Here is an 18,752-nt window from a genome sequence, read left to right on the forward strand (position 1 = left end):
GGCCGCACTTGTGAGCGCCTGCTCTGCCAGGGTTCACGTCACGTCTACCCAATCATCATCCTGCCCTTGCTCTGGTTGCCTAGTCTGATCCGCAACGAACTGCGCCACCGGCCGCTCACCGTCGCTCTGAGCCGCCACCCCTGAGGAGTCCCCGCCATGCCAATCACTCTCTTGAACCAATCCACCGCCGAAGTCACCCACACCCGTGTTCCCCCGCTGGTCATCGCTCACCGAGGAGCATCCGAGCAGCATCCCGAGAATACGATTCCCGCCTTCGTCGCCGGCATCGATCAGGGTGCGGACATGATCGAGATCGACGTCCACATGAACAAAGACGGCGACCTCATCGTCATCCACGACGACACCCTCGACCGCACCACCAACGTCCGCACGATCTACCCCGACCGTGCCGATACCAGCGTGAGCGCCATGACGACTGCTGAGATCGCCGCCCTCGATGCGGGCTCGTGGAAGGGGCAGGTGTACAACGGCGTCAGGGTCCCTCACCTCGCCGAGGTGCTGGATCTGGTGCACGTGACCCGCACCGGGCTGCTCCTCGAGGTTAAGAAGCCCGCCCAATATCCCGGAATCGCCGAGGTGCTCGTTGAGTCCCTGACTGCCGTGCCTGAATATCTGGACCGGGCTTTGGCCGCGGGAATGCTCGTCGTCCAGTCCGGCGACTGGGCCTTCGTTCGCGAGTTTCACGCTTTGGCCCCAGAAATCCCTGTCGGTGTTCTGGGTCGGCCCTGCCCCGATGAACTGCTCGACTTTGCTACCTGGGTCGATCAGATCAACCCGCAATACACCGCAGCCGACGCGACCTTCCTCGGCCACGTCCACGAGCTGGGAATGTCGAGCCTGGTGTGGACCGTCAACAGTGTCGAGGACATGGAGAAGGCCATCGACCTCGGCGCCGACGGCATCATCACCAACAGGCCCGACCGACTTCTCGAGGTCGTCGAAGACCTCTGAGGCGGGCTTCAGAACAGCCGGGCTTCAGAGCAGCTGGCCCTCAGGATCGCCGAGACTTCGCCACTGCCGCAGAGACGAACAGAGCCACTGCGCCGATGAAGAGCCCCAGCACTGCTCCCTGCCACAACACCGGGATCAGGGCGCCAAGAGGTAAGAAAGCCACCAGCTGGCCTGTGGCGAGATTGCACAGATACATTCCGCAGACCAGGGTGATGAAGCCGGAAGCTCTGATGGCCAGCGACCATCCCGGTGACGAGGCGTTGACCTGTGCGCGCAAAAGCAGGAACACTGCGGCGACCGTGGCGACTGCAGAGCTCAGGGCGATCGGCCACTCCGACCGATACCACGAGGGCAGCGCAATCTGTTCGAAGGTTTGGAACATCAGCGCGTGGCAGCAGAACACGATCACCACGCAGGCGAGGAGAACGAGTCCCGGGCCGGTTGTCGCCCGGTCTGCCGCCGCAGCCTTGCCCATTACAGTAACGAGGACCCCCGCGATGACGAACGGGAACACGAACGCGCCGATGAGCAGTGCGGATTCTGTGAAGGTCAGCGCCAACATTTCCGGCCTCGGTCGTTCGATGCTTCCGACGACCTCGGCGATGGCCGAGATTCCGAAGATGGCGATGCTGAGCACGGTGATGATGCTGCGCGGGATGGGCGAGAGCTCGCGTGCGATGACGATGGCAGCGGCGCCGGCCAGGCAAGCCAGGGCGGACATGGCAATTCCGGCTGGCAAGCTCTGGGCTGAATAGTACTCAGCCTTCGCGTACATGAGAGCACAGAAGCCGACCCAGGCGACGAAATGAACGATGAACGCGAGTGCGACGATCGTGAAGCGCATCGGAGACGGGCCAACGTCGGTTGCCGAATTCTGGCCGTCGTCAGGGGAGGCCAAGCGGTCTGCTTCCTGCGAATATGTCAGCTCATCCATGGGGGAATCCTCTCATGGGAGTCGCATTTTGTGGCCACTTTCCTTGCTGGAATAGGGAGGGCTGGCTGTGGTGGTGTCCTGAAGTCCGTCGATGTAGAAGCTGGGAGTTTGGACTGGCGGCTTCCGGTTAAAGATTCATTTATATCTGGAAGCGATCTACACTTATATCTGAAAGGTGGAGGTTGAGTTGACTGGAAATCGCGAAATGACGTTTGACTCAGCGACGTCTGCATCCGTTGCAGAACTGCTGGATCGAACGACGAGGACCGACAACGAGTGGGTCATCCGGAAATCTGATTTGGCTCCCCGCGTCGCTGACCTCATTGAAGCCGTGCTTGAGTCGGTTGCTCACGGTGATGCCATCACCGTCGGGCGAGTACCAGAAGTGCTGACGACCACTATGGCGGCGAAGATACTGGGAATGTCGCGTCCGACGCTGATGAAGCACATCCGCGATGGCCGCCTGACTTCACACTCTGTTGGCACTCACACTCGCCTGCGGCGTGAAGACGTCGTGGAATTCAGGCGTTCGCTTCGGGCAGATTGCGCTCGAGCGATTCAAGACCTCATGGAGTTGGAAGACGAACTCGGGATCTGAGGCACAGCTTCTCAACTCGGGCCGCCCAATGAGACGCTGGGGGCATGGCCAATGAACTCGCGTCGTCCACCAGCCCGTACCTCCGCGCCCACGCCGACAATCCCGTCGACTGGCGGATGTGGACGAAGGACAACCTCGCCGAGGCGGCCCGTCGTGATGTGCCCCTGCTCATCTCGATCGGCTACTCCACCTGCCACTGGTGCCACGTCATGGCCCACGAATCCTTCGAAGACGAAGCCATCGCCCGCATCATCAACGAGAACTTCCTGCCGATCAAGATCGACCGTGAAGAGCTGCCGGACATCGATGCCTATTACATGAACGCACTCCAGGCGATGCGCGGACAGGGCGGGTGGCCGATGACCATCTTCGCCACCCCTGCCGGCAGTCCCTTCTATGCCGGCACGTACTTTCCGCCGGCTCCGCGAGGCAATCTGCCCGCGTTCACGCAGGTGCTCTCAGCCGTGTCTCAGAGCTGGACGGATCGCCGCGAGGAGGTGACTGAGATGACCCAGCGCATGGACCGCGGATTGGCCGACATGGCCAGCGCCGTCTCCGACGCACTGCCGGCTGAAGCCGCCTCTGAACTGTTGAGCGCCGAGGAACTCGACTCGGCCGCCGAATCCCTGCTCGATTCCTACGACCCGGCCTGGGGCGGGTTCGGCAAGGCCCCAAAGTTCCCGCCGCTGATGAACCTCATGCAGCTCCTGGCCACGTTCGTACGATTGGGCGGAACCACCTCGGCGAGGGAGGAAGCACTTGCTCCGGGAAGGGTCGACAGGGTCGGCGCCGACGGACACCTCGAGGGTGAACTCGTCCTCGACTGCCTCATCGCGGTGCGCAGCACCTTCGCGCGGATCGCCAGCGGCGGCATGCGTGACCAGGTGCGCGGCGGCATCGCCCGCTACAGCGTCGACAGGCAGTGGTTCGTGCCGCACTTCGAGAAGATGCTCTACGACAACGGGCTCTACCTGCGCGCTGCTGTGCAGTGGGCGAAGGTCGAACGCGCGCTCAACCCAGACTCGAAGTGGCTGGCGCTCGCCGAACGCGAGATCACCGACACCGCGAACTTCCTCACCACGGACCTGTCCGACGGCGATCGCTTCATCGCAGCCCTCGACGCGGACTCCCTCAACGGCGACGGGGTACTCGAAGAGGGTGCCGCATACGTCGTCACACCCGAGGAGTTCGCCGAGGTGGGGGAGGAGGGGCTGCTCCAGCTCGTCGATTCCCCCGCCGCCGCGGAGCTGTCTGGCTCCGTCGTGGCTGCGATCCGCATCATCGACTGGTTGGGCATGGACGAGGTGCCCTTCGATGAGGACCACCCAACTCCGTGGGAGACCTCCGCGACGGCTGCGCAGAGGGACGGGCTCAGGAAGCTGTTGGACCAGCGGTCCCAGCCTGCTCGCGATGAGAAGACGATCACCGAATGGAACTCGCTGGCGATCACGGCACTGGCCGAGGCAGCGCTGTACACGGATGCTGCGCTGTCCTCTGATGCAGCGGCGGGCTGGGGGAGTCAGGCCGGGCACTTGTGGGATGCAATGGTGGCGCGCTTCGGCGGTCCCGGTACTGCCGCTGGCTCCGAACATGGTGCCGGTACGTTGCTCGACGTTTGTCGCAGCTTCACTGGTGAGACCCCGGGACCTGGTCAGGCGGGCCTCGCCGACTGGGCCCAGTTCATCACCGCAGGGATCACGGTCCGCCAGCTGCCGGATGCATCGGTGCAGGTGAACGACCTCAAGTCATGGGGTACGACAATGTTCGCAAACTTCACCGCCGAGGATGAGGTGCTCGAGGTCTTCGACTCCATGGGTGATGAGATCCTCGATGTGAGAGCTTCCGACCCGGTCGACAATACGGTGCCCTCCGGCCGCTCGGCGGCGGCAGAAGTGGCTCTTCTGCTCGCGGAGATCGGCGTGGACGGAAGTGCAGGCAGCAGTGTTCATGCCGGCAACGACGTTGCCGATGACCTCAGCGCCGGCGGACTTCTAGAACTGCGCGACCGACTGCTCGGCGTCTACCGGGCGCTCGCCGGCCGAGCACCTCGCGGCTGCGGCCACGCGCTGTGGCAATCGGAACGGGCACTCAAACCGGTTCGCGTCGCAACGCGCAATGCGACACTGAGCGACATCGCGGCCAAGCACCCGGCGGTCACGCTCATCACCGGAGCAACAGGCGTTCCTGCCGAAGACGGTTCCGAGGTTGAGGTGCCCGAGGGCGCCGCCATCGTCTGTCAGGGAACGCAGTGCTCATTGCCGGTGACGACGGCCGAGGATCTGAAAAAGCTGCTCGACGCTTAAGCGTCATTCGACGAGCTGCAGCCCCCGGAAGCGGTTGAGAGCGGCCGCGATCTCCTGGGCTCGCGGTCGGGCGACATGTCCCGGATGGTCGCGGTTGCCGGTCAGGCCATCGACGCCCTGCGCATCGAGCATGTCGTCGATCTCGGCCAGCGCCTCGGTCAGTGAGGTCCGGTTGTCGAAGATCTCTGCCATGTACTCCAGCGCCTCGGCGATGCCCGCCGTCTGCTGCACATCGACGAGCTGAGACACGGCGCTGAGGTCGATGAATGCCTTGCCGAACTGGACCTGGCCGAGGCCCTTCGCCTTCGCTGACTTCGTCTTCGAGCTCGGGCGCAGTGCCTTTGCCGTCGGTATTCGGGGCCGAGGCGTTGCAAATGTGTCGCTGCTGCCACCGGCTGAGTCGGACTTGTCATCGCCTGAGCCGGCTGGGCTCGTACGCGCGAAATCTGCCGGGTTCACACCGACGAGCTCATGCGCCTTCTCGGTGACCTCCTGCGGTACGTAGGCGTCGAGGGCGATGACGTGGTCGGCGACTTCGAAGAACGCACTCGATCCACCGGCGACTAAGACCGTGGACACCCCTCGTTCGGAAAACAGCGGGCGGATGCGGTCGACGAACGGTGTGATGGGTTCGCGGTCGGCCGGGATCAGCGCACGCATGCGCTCATCGCGGATCATGAAGTTCGTCGCCGAGGTGTCTTCGTCGATGAGCAGTGAACGTGCACCGACCTCAACAGCCTCGACGAGGTTGGCCGCCTGCGAGGTCGAGCCGCTCGCATTCGTTGTGGTGAAGGATCCTGTGTCAGTGCCGGATGGGAGATTGTTGATGAAGGGCGAGATGTCGTCGCCGGTCACGGCGCGACCGTCCTCGGCCCGGATGGAGGTGGCGCTGGGTTCAGTGATGACCCATTCGCGTCCGTCGCCTGCGATGTGCGGGTAGACGCCGCGTTCGAGAGCACGCAGGATCGTCGACTTGCCGTGGTACCCGCCGCCGACGATGACGGTGACGCCATGCGGGATCGCCATGCCCGTGAGGCTGCGTCCGCTCGAGAGCGTGACGGTGTGTTCAAGTGAGGTGGGGCTGGTGAACGCCACAGCGTGAGAGTCCATGGGCAGATCCGAGTCTCCCGAACGCCTCGGCAGGATCGAATCGTTGCCGATGAACGCGAGGAGCCCTTCCTCGCCGAGGTGGTTCTGCAGTTCCAATTGATCCCGGTGGAGCTGGACGTGCTCGTGTAGGCCATCAGCGCGCAGATTGGAGTGAACGAACATGGCCTGAGCGAGCTCGGGCACATCGCGGGTGAGGATGTCGGCTGCCTGATGGCCCAGGATGCGCCGGCCGCGAGCAGGGAGATTGACGAGCAGGCGAGCTTCGAAGCCGTCATCGTCGATGACGACATTGGTGCGCTCAAGAACTTCTTGGCCCGGACGTCCGAGGATGATCGAGCGCCGGTCGTTGCGGTGCAGGAACGAATCACCGACGCGGAAGAGGAAGTCAGAGGCGGCGATGCGATCTGCCCGTTCGGTGGTGATGTCAGTGGGGAACCCCGCCTCGGCGCGGTTGATCCTGATTCGGACCTTCGACGGGGAAGCAAAGGGGTCGACCTGGACTCGATCGATGAACACGGTGACCGGCCCGAACTCGTAGCTGCCGCGGATCTGCTTGTAGTTTCCGTAGCTGCGGCCATCGAGGTTGTGCAGGGTGGATGCAAGATTCGATCGTGGGGAGTTCATCCGTGGAATGCTACTTGATAGAGGTCAACGCAGGCCAAGAGTCAGCCCGTGCTGGGTGCGTTCACCAGGGTCGGCTACACGCATGCCGCAGGGTCAGTCGCGTGCGCGTCCCAGGTAGAACTTGGCGGCGTTGTCCCAGAACACTGCGGTGAGCTCGTCGGGTGACAGGGTGTCTCGGATGATGTCGAAGTCTGCGTTCTCGAACGGTCGAGGTGCCCTGGTCGATGGCAGGTCGGTGCCCACCATGAGTGCCGAAGGATCGACGTCGACGATTGCTCGCATCGTGGTGGCCGGGTCGAGTTCGACACGACCGAAACCTGTGGCCTTCACCTTCACACCCCGTTCAACCAAGCGCAGAAGCGCAGGCAGTCCGTCGCGGTGCATGCCGAAATGGTCGATGCTCACCGAAGGCAGTCCGGCGATGCGCTCGCCCAGGTCGTCGTCGATGCTGCGGGAATCGATGTAGAGCTCAGAGTGCCATCCGGCGAGGTCATGGACCCGGCGCGCCATGTGTTCCATGTCGTCTAAGACCGCGGAGCCTCCTCGGGCGACGTTGAAGCGCAGCGCCTTGATTCCGTCGCGGTCGAGTTCGAGGATGCGTTCGTCGCAGGTATCGGTCGGAAGCTGGGTCACGCCGACGAAGTCGGGCCCAAGAGTGCTCAAGGCATCGACGAGGTAACACTGGTCGAAACCTTGGAATGATCCGGCGACGACGACTCCACCTGCGATGCCCAGGCCGCTGATGCGCATCAGGTAGTCCTCGACCGTGAACGGATCCGGCAGGTAGCCGTTGTTCTCAACCAGGGGATGTTTGGGATCGATGATGTGCAGGTGCGCGTCGAAGACCGGAGTCGGAGAATTCATGGCCCCAATTTACCCCCGTATCCGGCAAGCTACGTTCCATCTCAAAGGGTGGCCACTCGGTCGGCAAGAGTGAAACTCGAATGGCTGAGTCCCGGCCTGTGTCGGGGTGCCCTGCGACGAGATGGGGTGCATTGCCGTGAGAACTAAGGCTTAGTCCCACCTATCGGCACTGCGGGTAACGATCTCGACAATATGACCACAGGTCGGGACGCGAGAGAAGAAGGCGAGCGGACGCTCGGTATATTGTGAGGTGGTTCACAACAGGCCCTGAACAAATTGGCTTGAGCTTTTCGGCCCGAGCATCTGAAAGGACAACGATGTCCGGACGACCTTCCGAGGCGCCGCCTGCGAATCCGCTTCCGCAGACGAACGTCGACGAACTGATCGCGCAATACGATGAGGAACTTCCTCAGCGCACCCTGACCCGCAGGCTCGACCTCGGTGTGGGGATCGTGTGTTTCGTCGTGTCATTGTTCGTACTCAAACAGGTCTTCTTCCCGTTGGCCCAGGGCAACCAGTACTACCTCATGTGGTTCCTGGCATTCGTCCTACCGCTCGTCTTCATCTGCTATCGGCCAGGATTCGGACGCAAGACCGACGTCGCAGACCAAGCAGCGGAGGTTGCCGAGGCTGTCGATAGCACCGGCACGGTCGACAGCGCCACGACAGCTGGCAACCCCAAGACGGCCGGCCAAACCAAGGCGAAGCGTCGGTCGAACGACAACCCCTCGATCATCGATTGGGTCCTCGTCGCCCTCACGTTCCTCACCTGTGCCTACCCGGTGCTGCCCTTCTTCTCCGGCGGCTTCAACGAGTTCCTCAACCGGCAGGGTTCGCTGACCTCACTCGACGTCATGATGGGCGGAGTTCTCCTGCTCCTCGTTCTCGAGGCAACACGGCGAACCACGGGCCTGATCCTGCCGATCTTCTGCCTCGTCTTCTTCCTCTACAGCTACTACGGGGCCTATATTCCGGTCAGTTGGCCAGGCTCCCACGCCGGCCAGAACTTCGATCAGATCGTCAACGCCCTCTACAACGATGCCTCCGGCTTCTACGGCATCCCCCTCGACGTCGCTGCCACCTACATCGTCCTCTTCACGATCTACGGTGCGGTCCTCGACAAGACCGGGGCAGCCAGCTTCTTCATCGACCTCAGCTTCTCCCTATTCAAGAAATCGAAGGCCGCACCCGGGCGCACCGTCGCACTCTCCGGTTTCCTTCTGGGTACGGTCTCCGGCTCCGGCACAGCCACAGCGGTCTCACTGGGCGCCGTGACCTGGCCGGTGCTGAAGAAGGCCGGGTATCCGAAGGAGAACGCAGGCGGAATGCTCGCCGCCTCCGGCATCGGCGCGATCCTCTCACCCCCAACCCTCGGCGCCGCAGCCTTCATCATCGCGGAGCTGCTCAACGTCTCCTACGGTCTCGTCCTGCTCTGGGCAGTGGTCCCGACCCTCCTGTACTACCTGGGCATCTTCCTCGCCATCGAGATCGACTCCCGCAAGATCGAGGTCGACTACACGCCGCCCCCAGGCCTGCGCGCGTGGCCCATCCTCAAGAAGGGGTTCTACCACTTCATCTCATTGGGCATCATCGTCGTCTTCCTCTCCATGGGCATGGCACCCTTCAAGGCCGTCGTCTACGCCACCTTGGTCGGGATCGGCTTCGGCATCATCGAGATCGTGCTCTCCCGCCTCGGCGAGCCGAAGACCATCCTCAAAGCGGTCTGGGACGTCTTCTACGGGGCGCTGTCGACCGGCATCCGTTCGGTCCTGCCGGTCACCAGCGTATGTGCGGCCGCGGGCATCATCGTCTCAACGATCACGAAGACCGGCCTTGGCCAAGTCATCTCCGACATCCTCATCAAAGGTGCGCAGGCACTGTCGACAGACCCGACTGCGGTCCTCATCTTCACCTGCATCTTCGCTGCCGTTGCCGTGACCATCCTCGGCCTGGCAGTGCCTGTGACGGCCTCGTTCATCATCAGCTGGGTCATCGTCGGCCCGGCGCTGATCTCACTCGGTGTCCCCGAGGCCGCCGCCGCGATGTTCATCTTCTACTACGCGGTCCTGTCCGAGGTCTCACCCCCGACGGCTCTCGCGGCCGTCGCGTCCTCAGCGATCACCGGCGGTCGGGTCATCGCAACGATGTGGCAGGCCTGCAAGTATGCGATCCCTGCCTTCCTCGTCCCGCTGGCCTTCACCTTCACCCCCGAAGGTGCCAGCCTCGTGGCCCAGGGCGGGTTCATCGGCGCAGTGTGGACCGGGCTCGTCTCCGCGTTCGCCGTGGCCGCACTTGCCGCCGGTGCCGGTGGCTGGATCATCCGCCGTGCGGGCTGGCCCGAGCGCATCCTGTGCTTCATCGCCGCAGGAGCCCTGCTCTACCTCCAGCCCATGTCGATGATGATCGGGTTCTCCGCTCTCATCCTCGCCGTCATCGTCCACCTGCTGCTGCGTCGCAAACCGAAGACCACCTCGGCGACTACCAGCGATATCGGATCCACCGAAACACGCTCGACCGGATCTCTGGCCGAGTCCAACTGAGAAAGGGACGAAGTCCATGAAGCGAACAAGGATGTTCACAATCACGGCATCAGCCGTTGCCGCGGTGCTGGCGTTGAGCTCATGCGGCGGTAAGCAGGAAGCCAAACCGGCAGGCGAGGGAGGTGGCGACTGCACCGCGGCCTCAGGGCAGATCACGGTTGCCACAGGTAACTCGACGGGCGTGTACTACGTCCTCGGCGGCGGTCTGGCGCAGATCATCTCCGACAACACTGACCTCAAGGCCACCGCGGCCGAGACCGGTGCCTCCGTGCAGAACCTGCAGCAACTGGCCAAGGGCGACTTCGACATCGCGTTCTCCCTCGCCGACACCGCCGCCGACGCGGTCTCCGGTGACGCGGACTTCAAGGAGGCCGAGGACATCTCGGCGCTGACGCGCATCTACGACAACTACACCCACGTGGTCGTGCGGAAGTCGGCGAACATCAAGTCGATCAAGGACTTCAAGGGCAAGACGATCTCCACCGGTTCGCCGAAGTCGGGCACCGAGGTCATCGCCAACCGCCTCATCGAATCCGCCGGACTGGGAGACGGTGACGTGACGAAGCAGCGTCTCGACCTGGCCAAGACCGTCGACAGTCTCAAGGACGGCACGATCGACGGCATGGTGTGGTCCGGCGGCCTGCCCACTGCCGGTGTCACCGACCTGTTCACCTCGAACGGCAAGGACGTGGAGATCCTCGACATCTCCGACCTCGAGGATCCGATGAAGGAGATCAACCCCGTCTACGAGGTGGCCGAGATCCCCGGCGAGACGTACAAGGGCGTGGACGAGGTCAAGACCATCGTCACCCCCAACGTGCTCATGGTCCGCAACGACATGGACGAAGGCACCGCGTGCGCCCTGACGACGCTCATCTACGACAAGAAGGATGACCTCGTGAAGGTCCATGCGGCCGCAGATGAGATCAACCTCGACACCGCCGAGGCGCCCGATCCGATCCCGCTCCACCCCGGTTCGCAGAACGCCCTGGATGAGCTGAACAAGTAGGGGAGTGGGGAGGGTCGCGGGGCAGTGCCCTCCGTTTAGGCTCGATCTACAGAAAACAGCCCTGTTTCAAAGCTGGGCTGTTTTCCGTAGATCGAGCTGTTAGCACAGTCGCCCCAGCCCGGCACCCCCTCCCCTCACCCCTGGGGTGGGCCCATGGTGGGTTCGGGGAGGTAGACCTGCCCTCCCGCGGCGAGGAACTCGCGGCTTTTGTCCTGCATTCCGGCGATCGCGGCCTGGGTTTCGGCGCTGCCGTAGGTGTCGCGGATGTCCTGGGAGATGCGCATGGAGCAGAACTTCGGTCCGCACATGGAGCAGAAGTGTGCGGTCTTCGCGGGTTCGGCGGGCAGCGTCTCGTCGTGAAACGCCTCGGCGGTCTCCGGGTCGAAGCCGAGCGCGAACTGGTCGCGCCAGCGGAACTCGAAGCGCGCCTTCGACAACGCATCATCACGGTCGCCGGCCCCGGGGTGGCCCTTCGCGAGATCCGCTGCGTGGGCCGCGATCTTGTAGGTGATGACTCCGGTCTTGACGTCGTCGAGGTCGGGCAGGCCCAGGTGCTCCTTCGGCGTGACATAGCAGAGCATTGCTGTGCCGTACCGTGCGATCTCTGTTGCCCCGATCGCCGAGGTGATGTGGTCGTATCCCGGCGCAATGTCGGTCACCAGCGGACCCAAGGTGTAGAAGGGAGCGCCGTGACACAGTTCCTGCTGGCGTTCGACGTTCTCCCGCACGAGGTGGAGTGGAATGTGCCCGGGCCCTTCGACCATCACCTGGACGTCGTGGGTCCACGCGCGCTCGGTCAGCTCGGCCAAGGTGTCGAGCTCGGCGAACTGGGCGGCATCGTTGGCGTCGGCGATGGAGCCTGGGCGTAGTCCGTCGCCCAGGGAGAAGGCGACATCGTACTGGGCGAAGATCTCGCAGAGCTCGTCGAAGTGGGTGTAGAGGAAGTTCTCCTTGTGGTGGGCCAGGCACCAGCCGGCCATGATCGAACCACCGCGCGAGACCATGCCCGTCACCCGATCGGCAGTGAGTGGGACGTAGCGCAGGAGCACTCCCGCGTGGACGGTCATGTAGTCAACGCCCTGCTCGCACTGCTCGATGACGGTGTCGCGGTAGATCTCCCAGGTCAGCGCGTTCGCATCGCCGTCGACCTTCTCGAGTGCCTGGTAGATCGGGACGGTGCCGATGGGGATCGGGGAGTTGCGGATGATCCACTCGCGGGTGGTGTGGATGTCGTTGCCGGTGGAGAGGTCCATGAGGGTGTCGGCACCCCACTTCGCGGCCCACTGGAGTTTGGTGACCTCCTCGGCGATGGAGCTGGTGACCGCCGAGTTGCCGATGTTCGCGTTGATCTTGACGAGGAAGGCCTTGCCGATGATCATCGGTTCGGATTCGGGATGGTTGATGTTGTTGGGGATGATCGCGCGTCCGGCGGCGAGCTCGGAGCGGACGAGTTCGACATCGCACTGTTCGCGCAGCGCCACGAAGCGCATCTCCGGGGTGATGATTCCCTGCCGGGCGTAGTGCATCTGAGTCACCGTGCGGCCGGCCTTGGCTCGACGCGGAACCGGCTTGCGGCCCTGCCACTGCTGGGAGGGAGCGCCGCGGCGCACGGCGGCTCGGCCGTCATCGGCGATGAGATGTCCGCGCGCCTCATACGTTTCGGTGTCGACGCGCGAGTCGATCCAGGGGAAGCGCAGCGCAGGCAGACCCTGCTCAGGGATGCTGCCGGGACCGGAGGTGCGGTAGACGTGGACGGGCTCATTTGGCCGAGAGTTCGAGTCGTCGAGTTCGATGCGCGTGACAGGCACGCGGATTCCGTGCTCGGCGTCCTCGATCCACGCCTGCGAGTGGGTCGCGTACTGTTCGGTGGAGAAGGCGTCTGGGTGCTCCTCGGTGGAGAACGTGTCCGGGTGCTCCTCGGCCGAGGAGACAGCGGTGGTGTGGTCGGTTGTTTCAGGGGTGAATGCAGTCATCTGCAGTCCTCACTTCCTACGCCGGTATCAACCGGATCAGGTTCTACGGTCTCAGGCGGTTTCAGCCTGATCTCAGCCTCTTCAGAAGGCTCCCGTGGGGTCGTGCAACTTCTATCACGCCCAGCGGCGCCGGGACAAACCCGCAGTGCCGCGCAGACACCTCGAACTGAGGCGCTGACCTGGGAATTCAGTTAAGAATAATCCGCTGTCAGTGAGCGGGCGAGGCGCCCCGATCGACGATGCGCGGCCGGTGCGTCGCGATCGACGCTGAGTGTTCGGTGCGTCGCGATCGACGGTGAGGGGTCGGTGCGACTCGATCATCGCCGCGGTCGAAAAAGTCGTCAAGGGCGACGAGTTTTTCGACCGCGGCGATGATCGAGAGCAGTTCTTCGCACGAAGCGACCACTCGTTTCGCCGAAAGGTCCGGCTGTCGAGGCTCCGACTGCCGAAGCGTCCGGCCGGCTGGCGAAGTGAGCGGTGGCCGAGGCGCTCGGCGGGCGAAGCGCTGGGCCGCCGAGGCACCCAACTCAGGCACCCAACTCAGGCACCCCGCGTCCGCCCCGCGGCCGGCCGGCTGCCGAGGCGTCCCGATCGACGATGCGCGGCCGGAGCGCCCCGATCGACGCTGAGTGGCCGGTGTGCCGCGCGGCTACGCGCCCTGCAGGAAGGTCGTCGCTGCGGCCCCGAGGGCCACGACGTCGCTGATGGCGACCATTTCGCGCGCCGAGTGCATCGAGTACAGTGCCGGTCCCACATCGACGGTGGTCATGCCCAGGCGGGTCGCGGTCAGCGGGCCGATCGTCGACCCGCAGGGCATCGCATTGTTCGACACGAAGTTCTGGTACTCGACCCCGGCCGCCGCGCAGGCCTGTGACCAGGCCGCGGTGCCCACGGCATCCGTGGCATAGCGCTGCTGGGCGTTGAGCTTGAGCAGCGGACCACCGCCGAGGCGGGGGCGGACATGAGGGTCGTGGCGTTCCGGATAGTTCGGGTGGGCGGCATGCCCGGCATCCGAGGATACGCATATCGACGAGGCCAGTGCAGCCAGGTACTCGCTGCGCGTCGAGCCCGGGAACAGGGAGGCGATGATGCGTTCGGTGACGTCAGCGAGGAGCGGCCCGCAGGCACCGGAACGCGAGTTCGACCCGATCTCCTCATGATCGAATCCGGCGAAGAGCGCGATGGAATCCAAGGACGCAGCATCGACGTCGACCAGGGCATTGACTCCGGCGTGGACGGAGAGCAGGTTGTCCAACCTCGGCGCGGCGAAGAACTCTTCCTGGGCACCGAAGAGCCCTGGGGACTGGACGGGGATCGTGTAGACGTCGTGTCCCACGACCTGCTCAGGATCCACCTCGGCGGAGGCGGCGAGGATCTCGATGACATCGGCTTCGGCCAAATCTGCCAGGCCGATGATCGGAGTGGTGTGGCGCTGCTTGTCCAACGTCAGACCGTCATTGACCTGCCGGTCGAGGTGGATGGCCAGCTGCGGGATGCGCGCGATCGGCGGGGTCTGAGCGAGGATGACGGAGCCGTCGGCGAGACTGAGCTGCCCGGCCAGTGCCAGTTCCCGGTCGAGCCACGAATTGAGCAGCGGGCCGCCGTAGATCTCGACGCCGATCTGGCGGGTTCCCTCGGTGGTGAACTCATCGCCGGGCTTGAGTTTGAAGGCTGGGGAGTCCGTGTGAGAACCGAAAACGCGGAAGCCGGGAATCGTGGTGAGGCGTCCACCCGAGTTATCGGACTGTTCACTCGCGTCAGTCTCGGCGGCATCGGCTTTGCCTGCTGGAGTCCGCCATGCGATGATCGCACCGTCGCGAATGACATAGTGGCCCTGACCTGGCTCGAGAGACCAGACCTTGCGCTCATTGAGTCGGCAGAAACCTGCGGCCTCCAATCGTGCAGCCGCCGTCGCGGTGGCATGATAGGAGCTGGGAGAAGAACTGATGAAGTCTGTCAGATCGGCTGCGACCTGGGTTTTCGTACGTGATCTCACGGGCGATGTACTCATTTCCACAGCCTATCGTTTGCGGTAGCTTTGGCCACAAGGGCATTGGTTCTCGAATCCGCGTCGACACGGCGGCGGGGGAGGGGCCAGTGTCACAGGAGCCATCGACCGCTCGGACTTCGTCGTCCATCGCCCGAGTACCAGCGCCGAGAAGTAACGCAATGCAAGGAGTGTTCGAAGTGAACCAGTTCGTGACCGAATGGAACACCTGGAGGGATTCTAGGAACTCGGCACTGGCGACTCCCTTCGGCTGGCTCAGCGTGTCCGGTCTGCACTGGCTCGAAGAGACGACGACCTGGCCCGAGGCTCCCGGTACCTTCACCATTGATGACGATGGCTGGGTCAGCGTGGCCCTTGAACCCGGGACCAAAGCCGGTCCTGCTGCCGCGACCTTCGACCTCATGAGCAAGTCCGCCGAGGCGGGCCCGAACACCAATGATGCGTCTCCTTCCAGCTCGGCTTCGGTGCTGAGCGACACCACGGTCCTGCCGAAGATCCCAGAGATCTCAGGGCCGGAGGTGCGCGTGGAAGAGAACGGATTCAGCGCGAAGCTGCCCACCGGTGGGTCCCTCCAGTGGTTCACCGTCGGCAGTGTGCTCTACGAACTCATCGACCGTGCCGGCCGAATCGGGATCCGGGTGCGTGATTCCAAATCGCCGCTGCTGGGCAAGTTCTTCGAAGTTCCCGTCTTCGACCCGAACCCCAACTTCGTATTCCTCGCCAAGTTCACTCCCTTCGACAAGCCCGAAGTGCACACGATCAACACCGCGCAGGATGACCTGCAGGTCCAGACCCCTGCAGTCGGAACCGTGACCTTCACCAGCGAGGCAGGCGAGGTGACGCTCTTGGCCACAGGCAACCCGGCCAGCGGTCTGCAGCTGGACTTCCACGACTCCACGAACGGCGTCTCAACACCCGCGTGGAGAACCCTCGACCTGGGCATCCCGAACCATGACGGCTCACTGGTCGTCGACTTCAACCGGGCCGTGAACTACCCGTTCGCATTCACCGCCTTCGCCACCTGCCCGGCCCCGATCGAGGGCAACGTCGTTCCGTTCGACGTCACCGCGGGGGAGCGCACACCACCGTTCTACTTCTCTGAAGCCGGCATCAACGTGCCGTTCCTGTTCTATGTGTGGTGGGACGAGGAGAGCGCCAAGGTGACCCGGCCGTGGTATGACCGGTTCGGGCTCGACATCACGCTGCTCAACCCGAACCACGAACACAGCGCTCTGTCGCTGGTCGGCTTCGACGGTGTCGCCATGTCCGGAGCCGACGTCACCCCACTGTCCCGCAAGGCACGGTCGCGCCTGATCAAGGTCGCGACCGAGGCACTGACTTCTCGTATCCCGGTGATCGGCATCGGCGCCTATGCGGAGTTCGTCATCCGGGCGCAGCGTGAACTGCGCGAATCCGAAGGGTACGTCGACGGCATCGAGCAGGAGTACGCGGGCACGGACGGCAAGCTGCTCATCGTGATGAACAATGAGCTCGCGCCCCAGAACGCCGGCTTCGACGTCGTGCACACCGATGCCAGCGGACTCCTCTACATCGAGATGCCCTATGACATTCCGCTGGAGTCGAATTTCGCTGAGATCGAGGACTTCGAAGCCGCGATGGAGTCCGATGCCCCGATCAACAGTTGGGAAGAGTTCGACTTCCGCGTGGTCAGCCTCATCCGCCAGCACCGCTGAGGACTCGGCGGCACACGCACACGCCGAATGAGCCGAATGAGCCGAGAGCCCGAATCTCAGCAACCCGAAGGGCGCTGAGCAACCCCGCTAAAGGTTGCCCAGCGCCCTTCGGGTTGCCGGGATGAAGCCCGCCTACACGCTGCGCCTACACGCTGCGCCTTCGTGCCGATCTCACCAGATGGTGACGCGCTCTTCGGGGGCGAGGTACATGCCGTCGGATTCGGTGACCCCGTAGGTGTCGTGGAAGGCGGTCATATTCTTCACTACCTGGTTGCAGCGGAACTCCTCCGGAGCGTGCGGGTCGATGCTCAGCCGACGCACGCGCTCCTCGGTGCGCATCTTCGCCCGCCAGGCCTTGGCCCAGGCTTCGAAGAACGTCGCGGCCTCATCAGCTGACGGCACCCGTCCCAATTCCAACTCGAGGGCTTTCCAGCCGATGGACAGTCCGCCCAGGTCGCCGATGTTCTCACCCACGGTCAGCGCGCCGTTGACGTGCTGCGCTTCGTCCAGACCGGCGGGAACAAGTGCCTCGTACTGGGCGATCAGCGCATTGGTGCGCTCCTCGAAACGCTCCCGATCCTCGGCCGTCCACCAGTCGACGAGGTTGCCGTCGCCGTCATAGCGTGAACCCTGATCGTCGAAGCCGTGCCCGATCTCGTGGCCGATGACCGCACCGATGGCACCGAAGTTCGCCGCCACATCACCGGCGGCGTCGAAGAACGGTGGCTGCAGGATCGCGGCCGGGAAGACGATCTCGTTCATCACCGGGTGGTAGTAGGCGTTGACGGTCTGCGGCGTCATCAGCCATTCGGTGCGGTCGATCTCCTTGCCGATGCGCTTGATCTGACGCGCATGCTCGGCGCGGGCGCAGCGGCGGACGTTGCCGACCAGATCGGAGGAGTCGATCGCGGCCGGGTACTCGCGCCACACCTCGGGGTAGCCGACCTTCGGCGTGAACTTCGAGAGCTTGACCAGGGCCTTCTGCTTCGTCTCCTCACTCATCCAGTCGAGCTCGTTGATCGACTTGTCGTAGGCCTTGATGAGCATTTCGACGAGGTGGTCGATGGCGTCCTTGGCCTCCGGTGGGAACTCCTGGGCCACGTAGAGCTTGCCCACTGCCTCGCCGAGGAGGCCCTGCACCAGTCCGACACCGCGCTTCCAGCGCTCCCGCAGGGCAGGGGTGCCCGAGAGGGTGCGGGCGTTGAAGTCGAAGTTCTCCTCGACGATCTCATCGGTCAGCAGCGAGGCTGTGGCGGAGAGGACCGAGAAGCGCAGCCAGATCTTGATGGTCTCGATGTCGGTGCGCTCCCACTCCTCGGCCATGCCGGTTACGAAGGAGGGCTGGCCGATGACCAGGTAGGTCAGCTCGTCGTCGGCATCGGCGGTCAGGGTGGAGAACCAGGAGTCGAAGTCGAAGCCTGGACCCAGTTTGCGCAGCTCATCAAGGGTGACCTTGTTGTAGGTCTTCTCCGCGTCGCGGCAGGCGACCCGGTCCCAATGGTGGCGGGCCAGGGAGGTTTCGAACGCCATCACCTTGGCGGCCACCTCGGCGTCGGAGATGTTGCTCCTGGTGCCGATCCCACCGAGGGCGGACATCTTCTTCACGTGCTCGACGAACTTCACGCGCACCTCGGCGTGGTCGTCGTTGAAGTAGTAGTCCTCGTCGGGCAGGGAGATCCCGGCCTGGTCGAGGTAGAGGGCGTAGATGTCGGAGTCCTTCGCATCTGCGGTGACGTAGCCGCCGAGCACGCCGCCGATGCCTTCGACCTCGAGGCGGCCGAGGAGATTGGCCAGTTCGGACTTGTCCTCGGCAGCGTCGATGGCGGCGAAGGAGGAGTCCAGGGGAGTGACTCCGAGTGAGTTGATCTGGTCGAGATCCATGAACGAGGAGAACACGTCGGCGACCTTCTGGCCTTCGCTGCCCGGCTCCTGCGGGGCGTCGGAGACGGAGGTGATGATGTCGCGGACCTTGGTCTCTGCGGTGTCGAAGAGTTCGCGCATGGCGCCGTCGCCGGCACGGTCGTCGGGGATGGTGAACGTGTCGATCCATTCGCCGTTGATGTGGCGGAACAGATCGTCCTGAGGGCGCGCCGAGGCGTTCGATGTTTCAGAAGTCATGGTGC

General features: G+C 63.8%; 13 protein-coding genes and 1 riboswitch. Of the genes, 6 read left to right on the top strand and 7 right to left on the bottom strand.

What is annotated here, in order from left to right:
- Positions 1-156: 156 nt before the first annotated feature.
- Positions 157-972 carry a glycerophosphodiester phosphodiesterase gene (locus CXR25_RS02135; RefSeq protein ID WP_096162441.1) on the top strand — a complete coding sequence of 272 codons (816 nt, stop codon included), beginning with the start codon at positions 157-159 and terminating at the stop codon, positions 970-972.
- A 40-nt stretch (positions 973-1,012) separates the two neighbouring features.
- Here the strand turns inward: CXR25_RS02135 and CXR25_RS02140 are convergent, their stop codons facing one another.
- Complete coding sequence (locus CXR25_RS02140) at positions 1,013-1,906, bottom strand: hypothetical protein (protein WP_009883410.1); 894 nt, start codon at positions 1,904-1,906, stop codon at positions 1,013-1,015.
- A gap of 205 nt (positions 1,907-2,111) precedes the next feature.
- On the opposite strand from CXR25_RS02140, the gene CXR25_RS02145 reads away from it, so the two are divergent.
- A complete protein-coding gene (locus CXR25_RS02145) occupies positions 2,112-2,504 on the top strand; it encodes a helix-turn-helix domain-containing protein (protein WP_009883409.1) in 393 nt (130 codons plus the stop codon).
- Between the two features lie 44 nt (positions 2,505-2,548).
- Positions 2,549-4,807 (top strand): thioredoxin domain-containing protein, encoded by a 2,259-nt coding sequence (locus CXR25_RS02150; RefSeq protein ID WP_125240348.1) that lies wholly within the window; start codon positions 2,549-2,551, stop codon positions 4,805-4,807.
- Between the two features lie 3 nt (positions 4,808-4,810).
- Here CXR25_RS02150 and CXR25_RS02155 read toward each other — a convergent pair whose 3' ends face one another.
- Together CXR25_RS02155 and CXR25_RS02160 are read right to left on the bottom strand one after the other, a co-directional pair.
- Positions 4,811-6,541, bottom strand: a complete 1,731-nt coding sequence (locus CXR25_RS02155; RefSeq protein WP_125240349.1) for an ABC-ATPase domain-containing protein — start codon at positions 6,539-6,541, stop codon at positions 4,811-4,813.
- A gap of 93 nt (positions 6,542-6,634) precedes the next feature.
- Positions 6,635-7,405, bottom strand: coding sequence for an amidohydrolase family protein (locus CXR25_RS02160; RefSeq protein WP_101557125.1), 771 nt, complete (start codon positions 7,403-7,405; stop codon positions 6,635-6,637).
- 317 nt (positions 7,406-7,722) lie between these two features.
- On the opposite strand from CXR25_RS02160, the gene CXR25_RS02165 reads away from it, so the two are divergent.
- Together CXR25_RS02165 and CXR25_RS02170 are read left to right on the top strand one after the other, a co-directional pair.
- Positions 7,723-9,945, top strand: a complete 2,223-nt coding sequence (locus CXR25_RS02165; protein ID WP_241212372.1) for a TRAP transporter permease — start codon at positions 7,723-7,725, stop codon at positions 9,943-9,945.
- A gap of 16 nt (positions 9,946-9,961) precedes the next feature.
- Entirely contained in the window at positions 9,962-10,954 is a 993-nt protein-coding gene (locus CXR25_RS02170; protein WP_101598383.1) for a TAXI family TRAP transporter solute-binding subunit, read from the top strand.
- Positions 10,955-11,088: 134 nt separating this feature from the next.
- On the opposite strand, the gene thiC is transcribed toward CXR25_RS02170, so the two are convergent.
- The 3 genes from thiC to CXR25_RS02185 form a co-directional block, all read right to left on the bottom strand.
- The gene (gene thiC, locus CXR25_RS02175; protein ID WP_009884611.1) at positions 11,089-12,927 is read right to left on the bottom strand and encodes a phosphomethylpyrimidine synthase ThiC; all 1,839 of its coding nucleotides are present in this window, start codon (positions 12,925-12,927) and stop codon (positions 11,089-11,091) included.
- Positions 12,923-13,032, bottom strand: a riboswitch (TPP riboswitch). (Overlaps the previous gene by 5 nt.)
- Before the next feature lie 103 nt (positions 13,033-13,135).
- The gene (locus CXR25_RS18750) at positions 13,136-13,333 is read right to left on the bottom strand and encodes a hypothetical protein (RefSeq protein ID WP_009884610.1); all 198 of its coding nucleotides are present in this window, start codon (positions 13,331-13,333) and stop codon (positions 13,136-13,138) included.
- Positions 13,334-13,576: 243 nt separating this feature from the next.
- Positions 13,577-14,938, bottom strand: coding sequence for a M18 family aminopeptidase (locus tag CXR25_RS02185; RefSeq protein ID WP_029417549.1), 1,362 nt, complete (start codon positions 14,936-14,938; stop codon positions 13,577-13,579).
- 176 nt (positions 14,939-15,114) lie between these two features.
- Between CXR25_RS02185 and CXR25_RS02190 the strand changes: the two genes are divergently transcribed.
- Positions 15,115-16,629, top strand: coding sequence for a DUF1684 domain-containing protein (locus CXR25_RS02190; RefSeq protein ID WP_241212373.1), 1,515 nt, complete (start codon positions 15,115-15,117; stop codon positions 16,627-16,629).
- A 171-nt stretch (positions 16,630-16,800) separates the two neighbouring features.
- Here CXR25_RS02190 and CXR25_RS02195 read toward each other — a convergent pair whose 3' ends face one another.
- Positions 16,801-18,747, bottom strand: coding sequence for a M13 family metallopeptidase (locus CXR25_RS02195; RefSeq protein WP_069599367.1), 1,947 nt, complete (start codon positions 18,745-18,747; stop codon positions 16,801-16,803).
- Between the last annotated feature and the right edge of the window lie 5 nt (positions 18,748-18,752).

Source organism: Brevibacterium aurantiacum (assembly GCF_003932995.1).
Taxonomy (GTDB): Bacteria; Actinomycetota; Actinomycetes; order Actinomycetales; family Brevibacteriaceae; genus Brevibacterium; species Brevibacterium aurantiacum.

Bases quoted from the DNA above. Each gene is read 5' to 3' on its own strand.
- CXR25_RS02185 (WP_029417549.1), bottom strand. From the start codon at position 14,938: ATGAGTACATCGCCCGTGAGATCACGTACGAAAACCCAGGTCGCAGCC.
- CXR25_RS02195 (WP_069599367.1), bottom strand. From the start codon at position 18,747: ATGACTTCTGAAACATCGAACGCCTCGGCGCGCCCTCAGGACGATCTG.
- CXR25_RS02165 (WP_241212372.1), top strand. From the start codon at position 7,723: ATGTCCGGACGACCTTCCGAGGCGCCGCCTGCGAATCCGCTTCCGCAG.
- CXR25_RS02170 (WP_101598383.1), top strand. From the start codon at position 9,962: ATGAAGCGAACAAGGATGTTCACAATCACGGCATCAGCCGTTGCCGCG.
- CXR25_RS02145 (WP_009883409.1), top strand. From the start codon at position 2,112: ATGACGTTTGACTCAGCGACGTCTGCATCCGTTGCAGAACTGCTGGAT.
- CXR25_RS02155 (WP_125240349.1), bottom strand. From the start codon at position 6,541: ATGAACTCCCCACGATCGAATCTTGCATCCACCCTGCACAACCTCGAT.
- thiC (WP_009884611.1), bottom strand. From the start codon at position 12,927: ATGACTGCATTCACCCCTGAAACAACCGACCACACCACCGCTGTCTCC.
- CXR25_RS02140 (WP_009883410.1), bottom strand. From the start codon at position 1,906: ATGGATGAGCTGACATATTCGCAGGAAGCAGACCGCTTGGCCTCCCCT.
- CXR25_RS02135 (WP_096162441.1), top strand. From the start codon at position 157: ATGCCAATCACTCTCTTGAACCAATCCACCGCCGAAGTCACCCACACC.
- CXR25_RS02150 (WP_125240348.1), top strand. From the start codon at position 2,549: ATGGCCAATGAACTCGCGTCGTCCACCAGCCCGTACCTCCGCGCCCAC.
- CXR25_RS02160 (WP_101557125.1), bottom strand. From the start codon at position 7,405: ATGAATTCTCCGACTCCGGTCTTCGACGCGCACCTGCACATCATCGAT.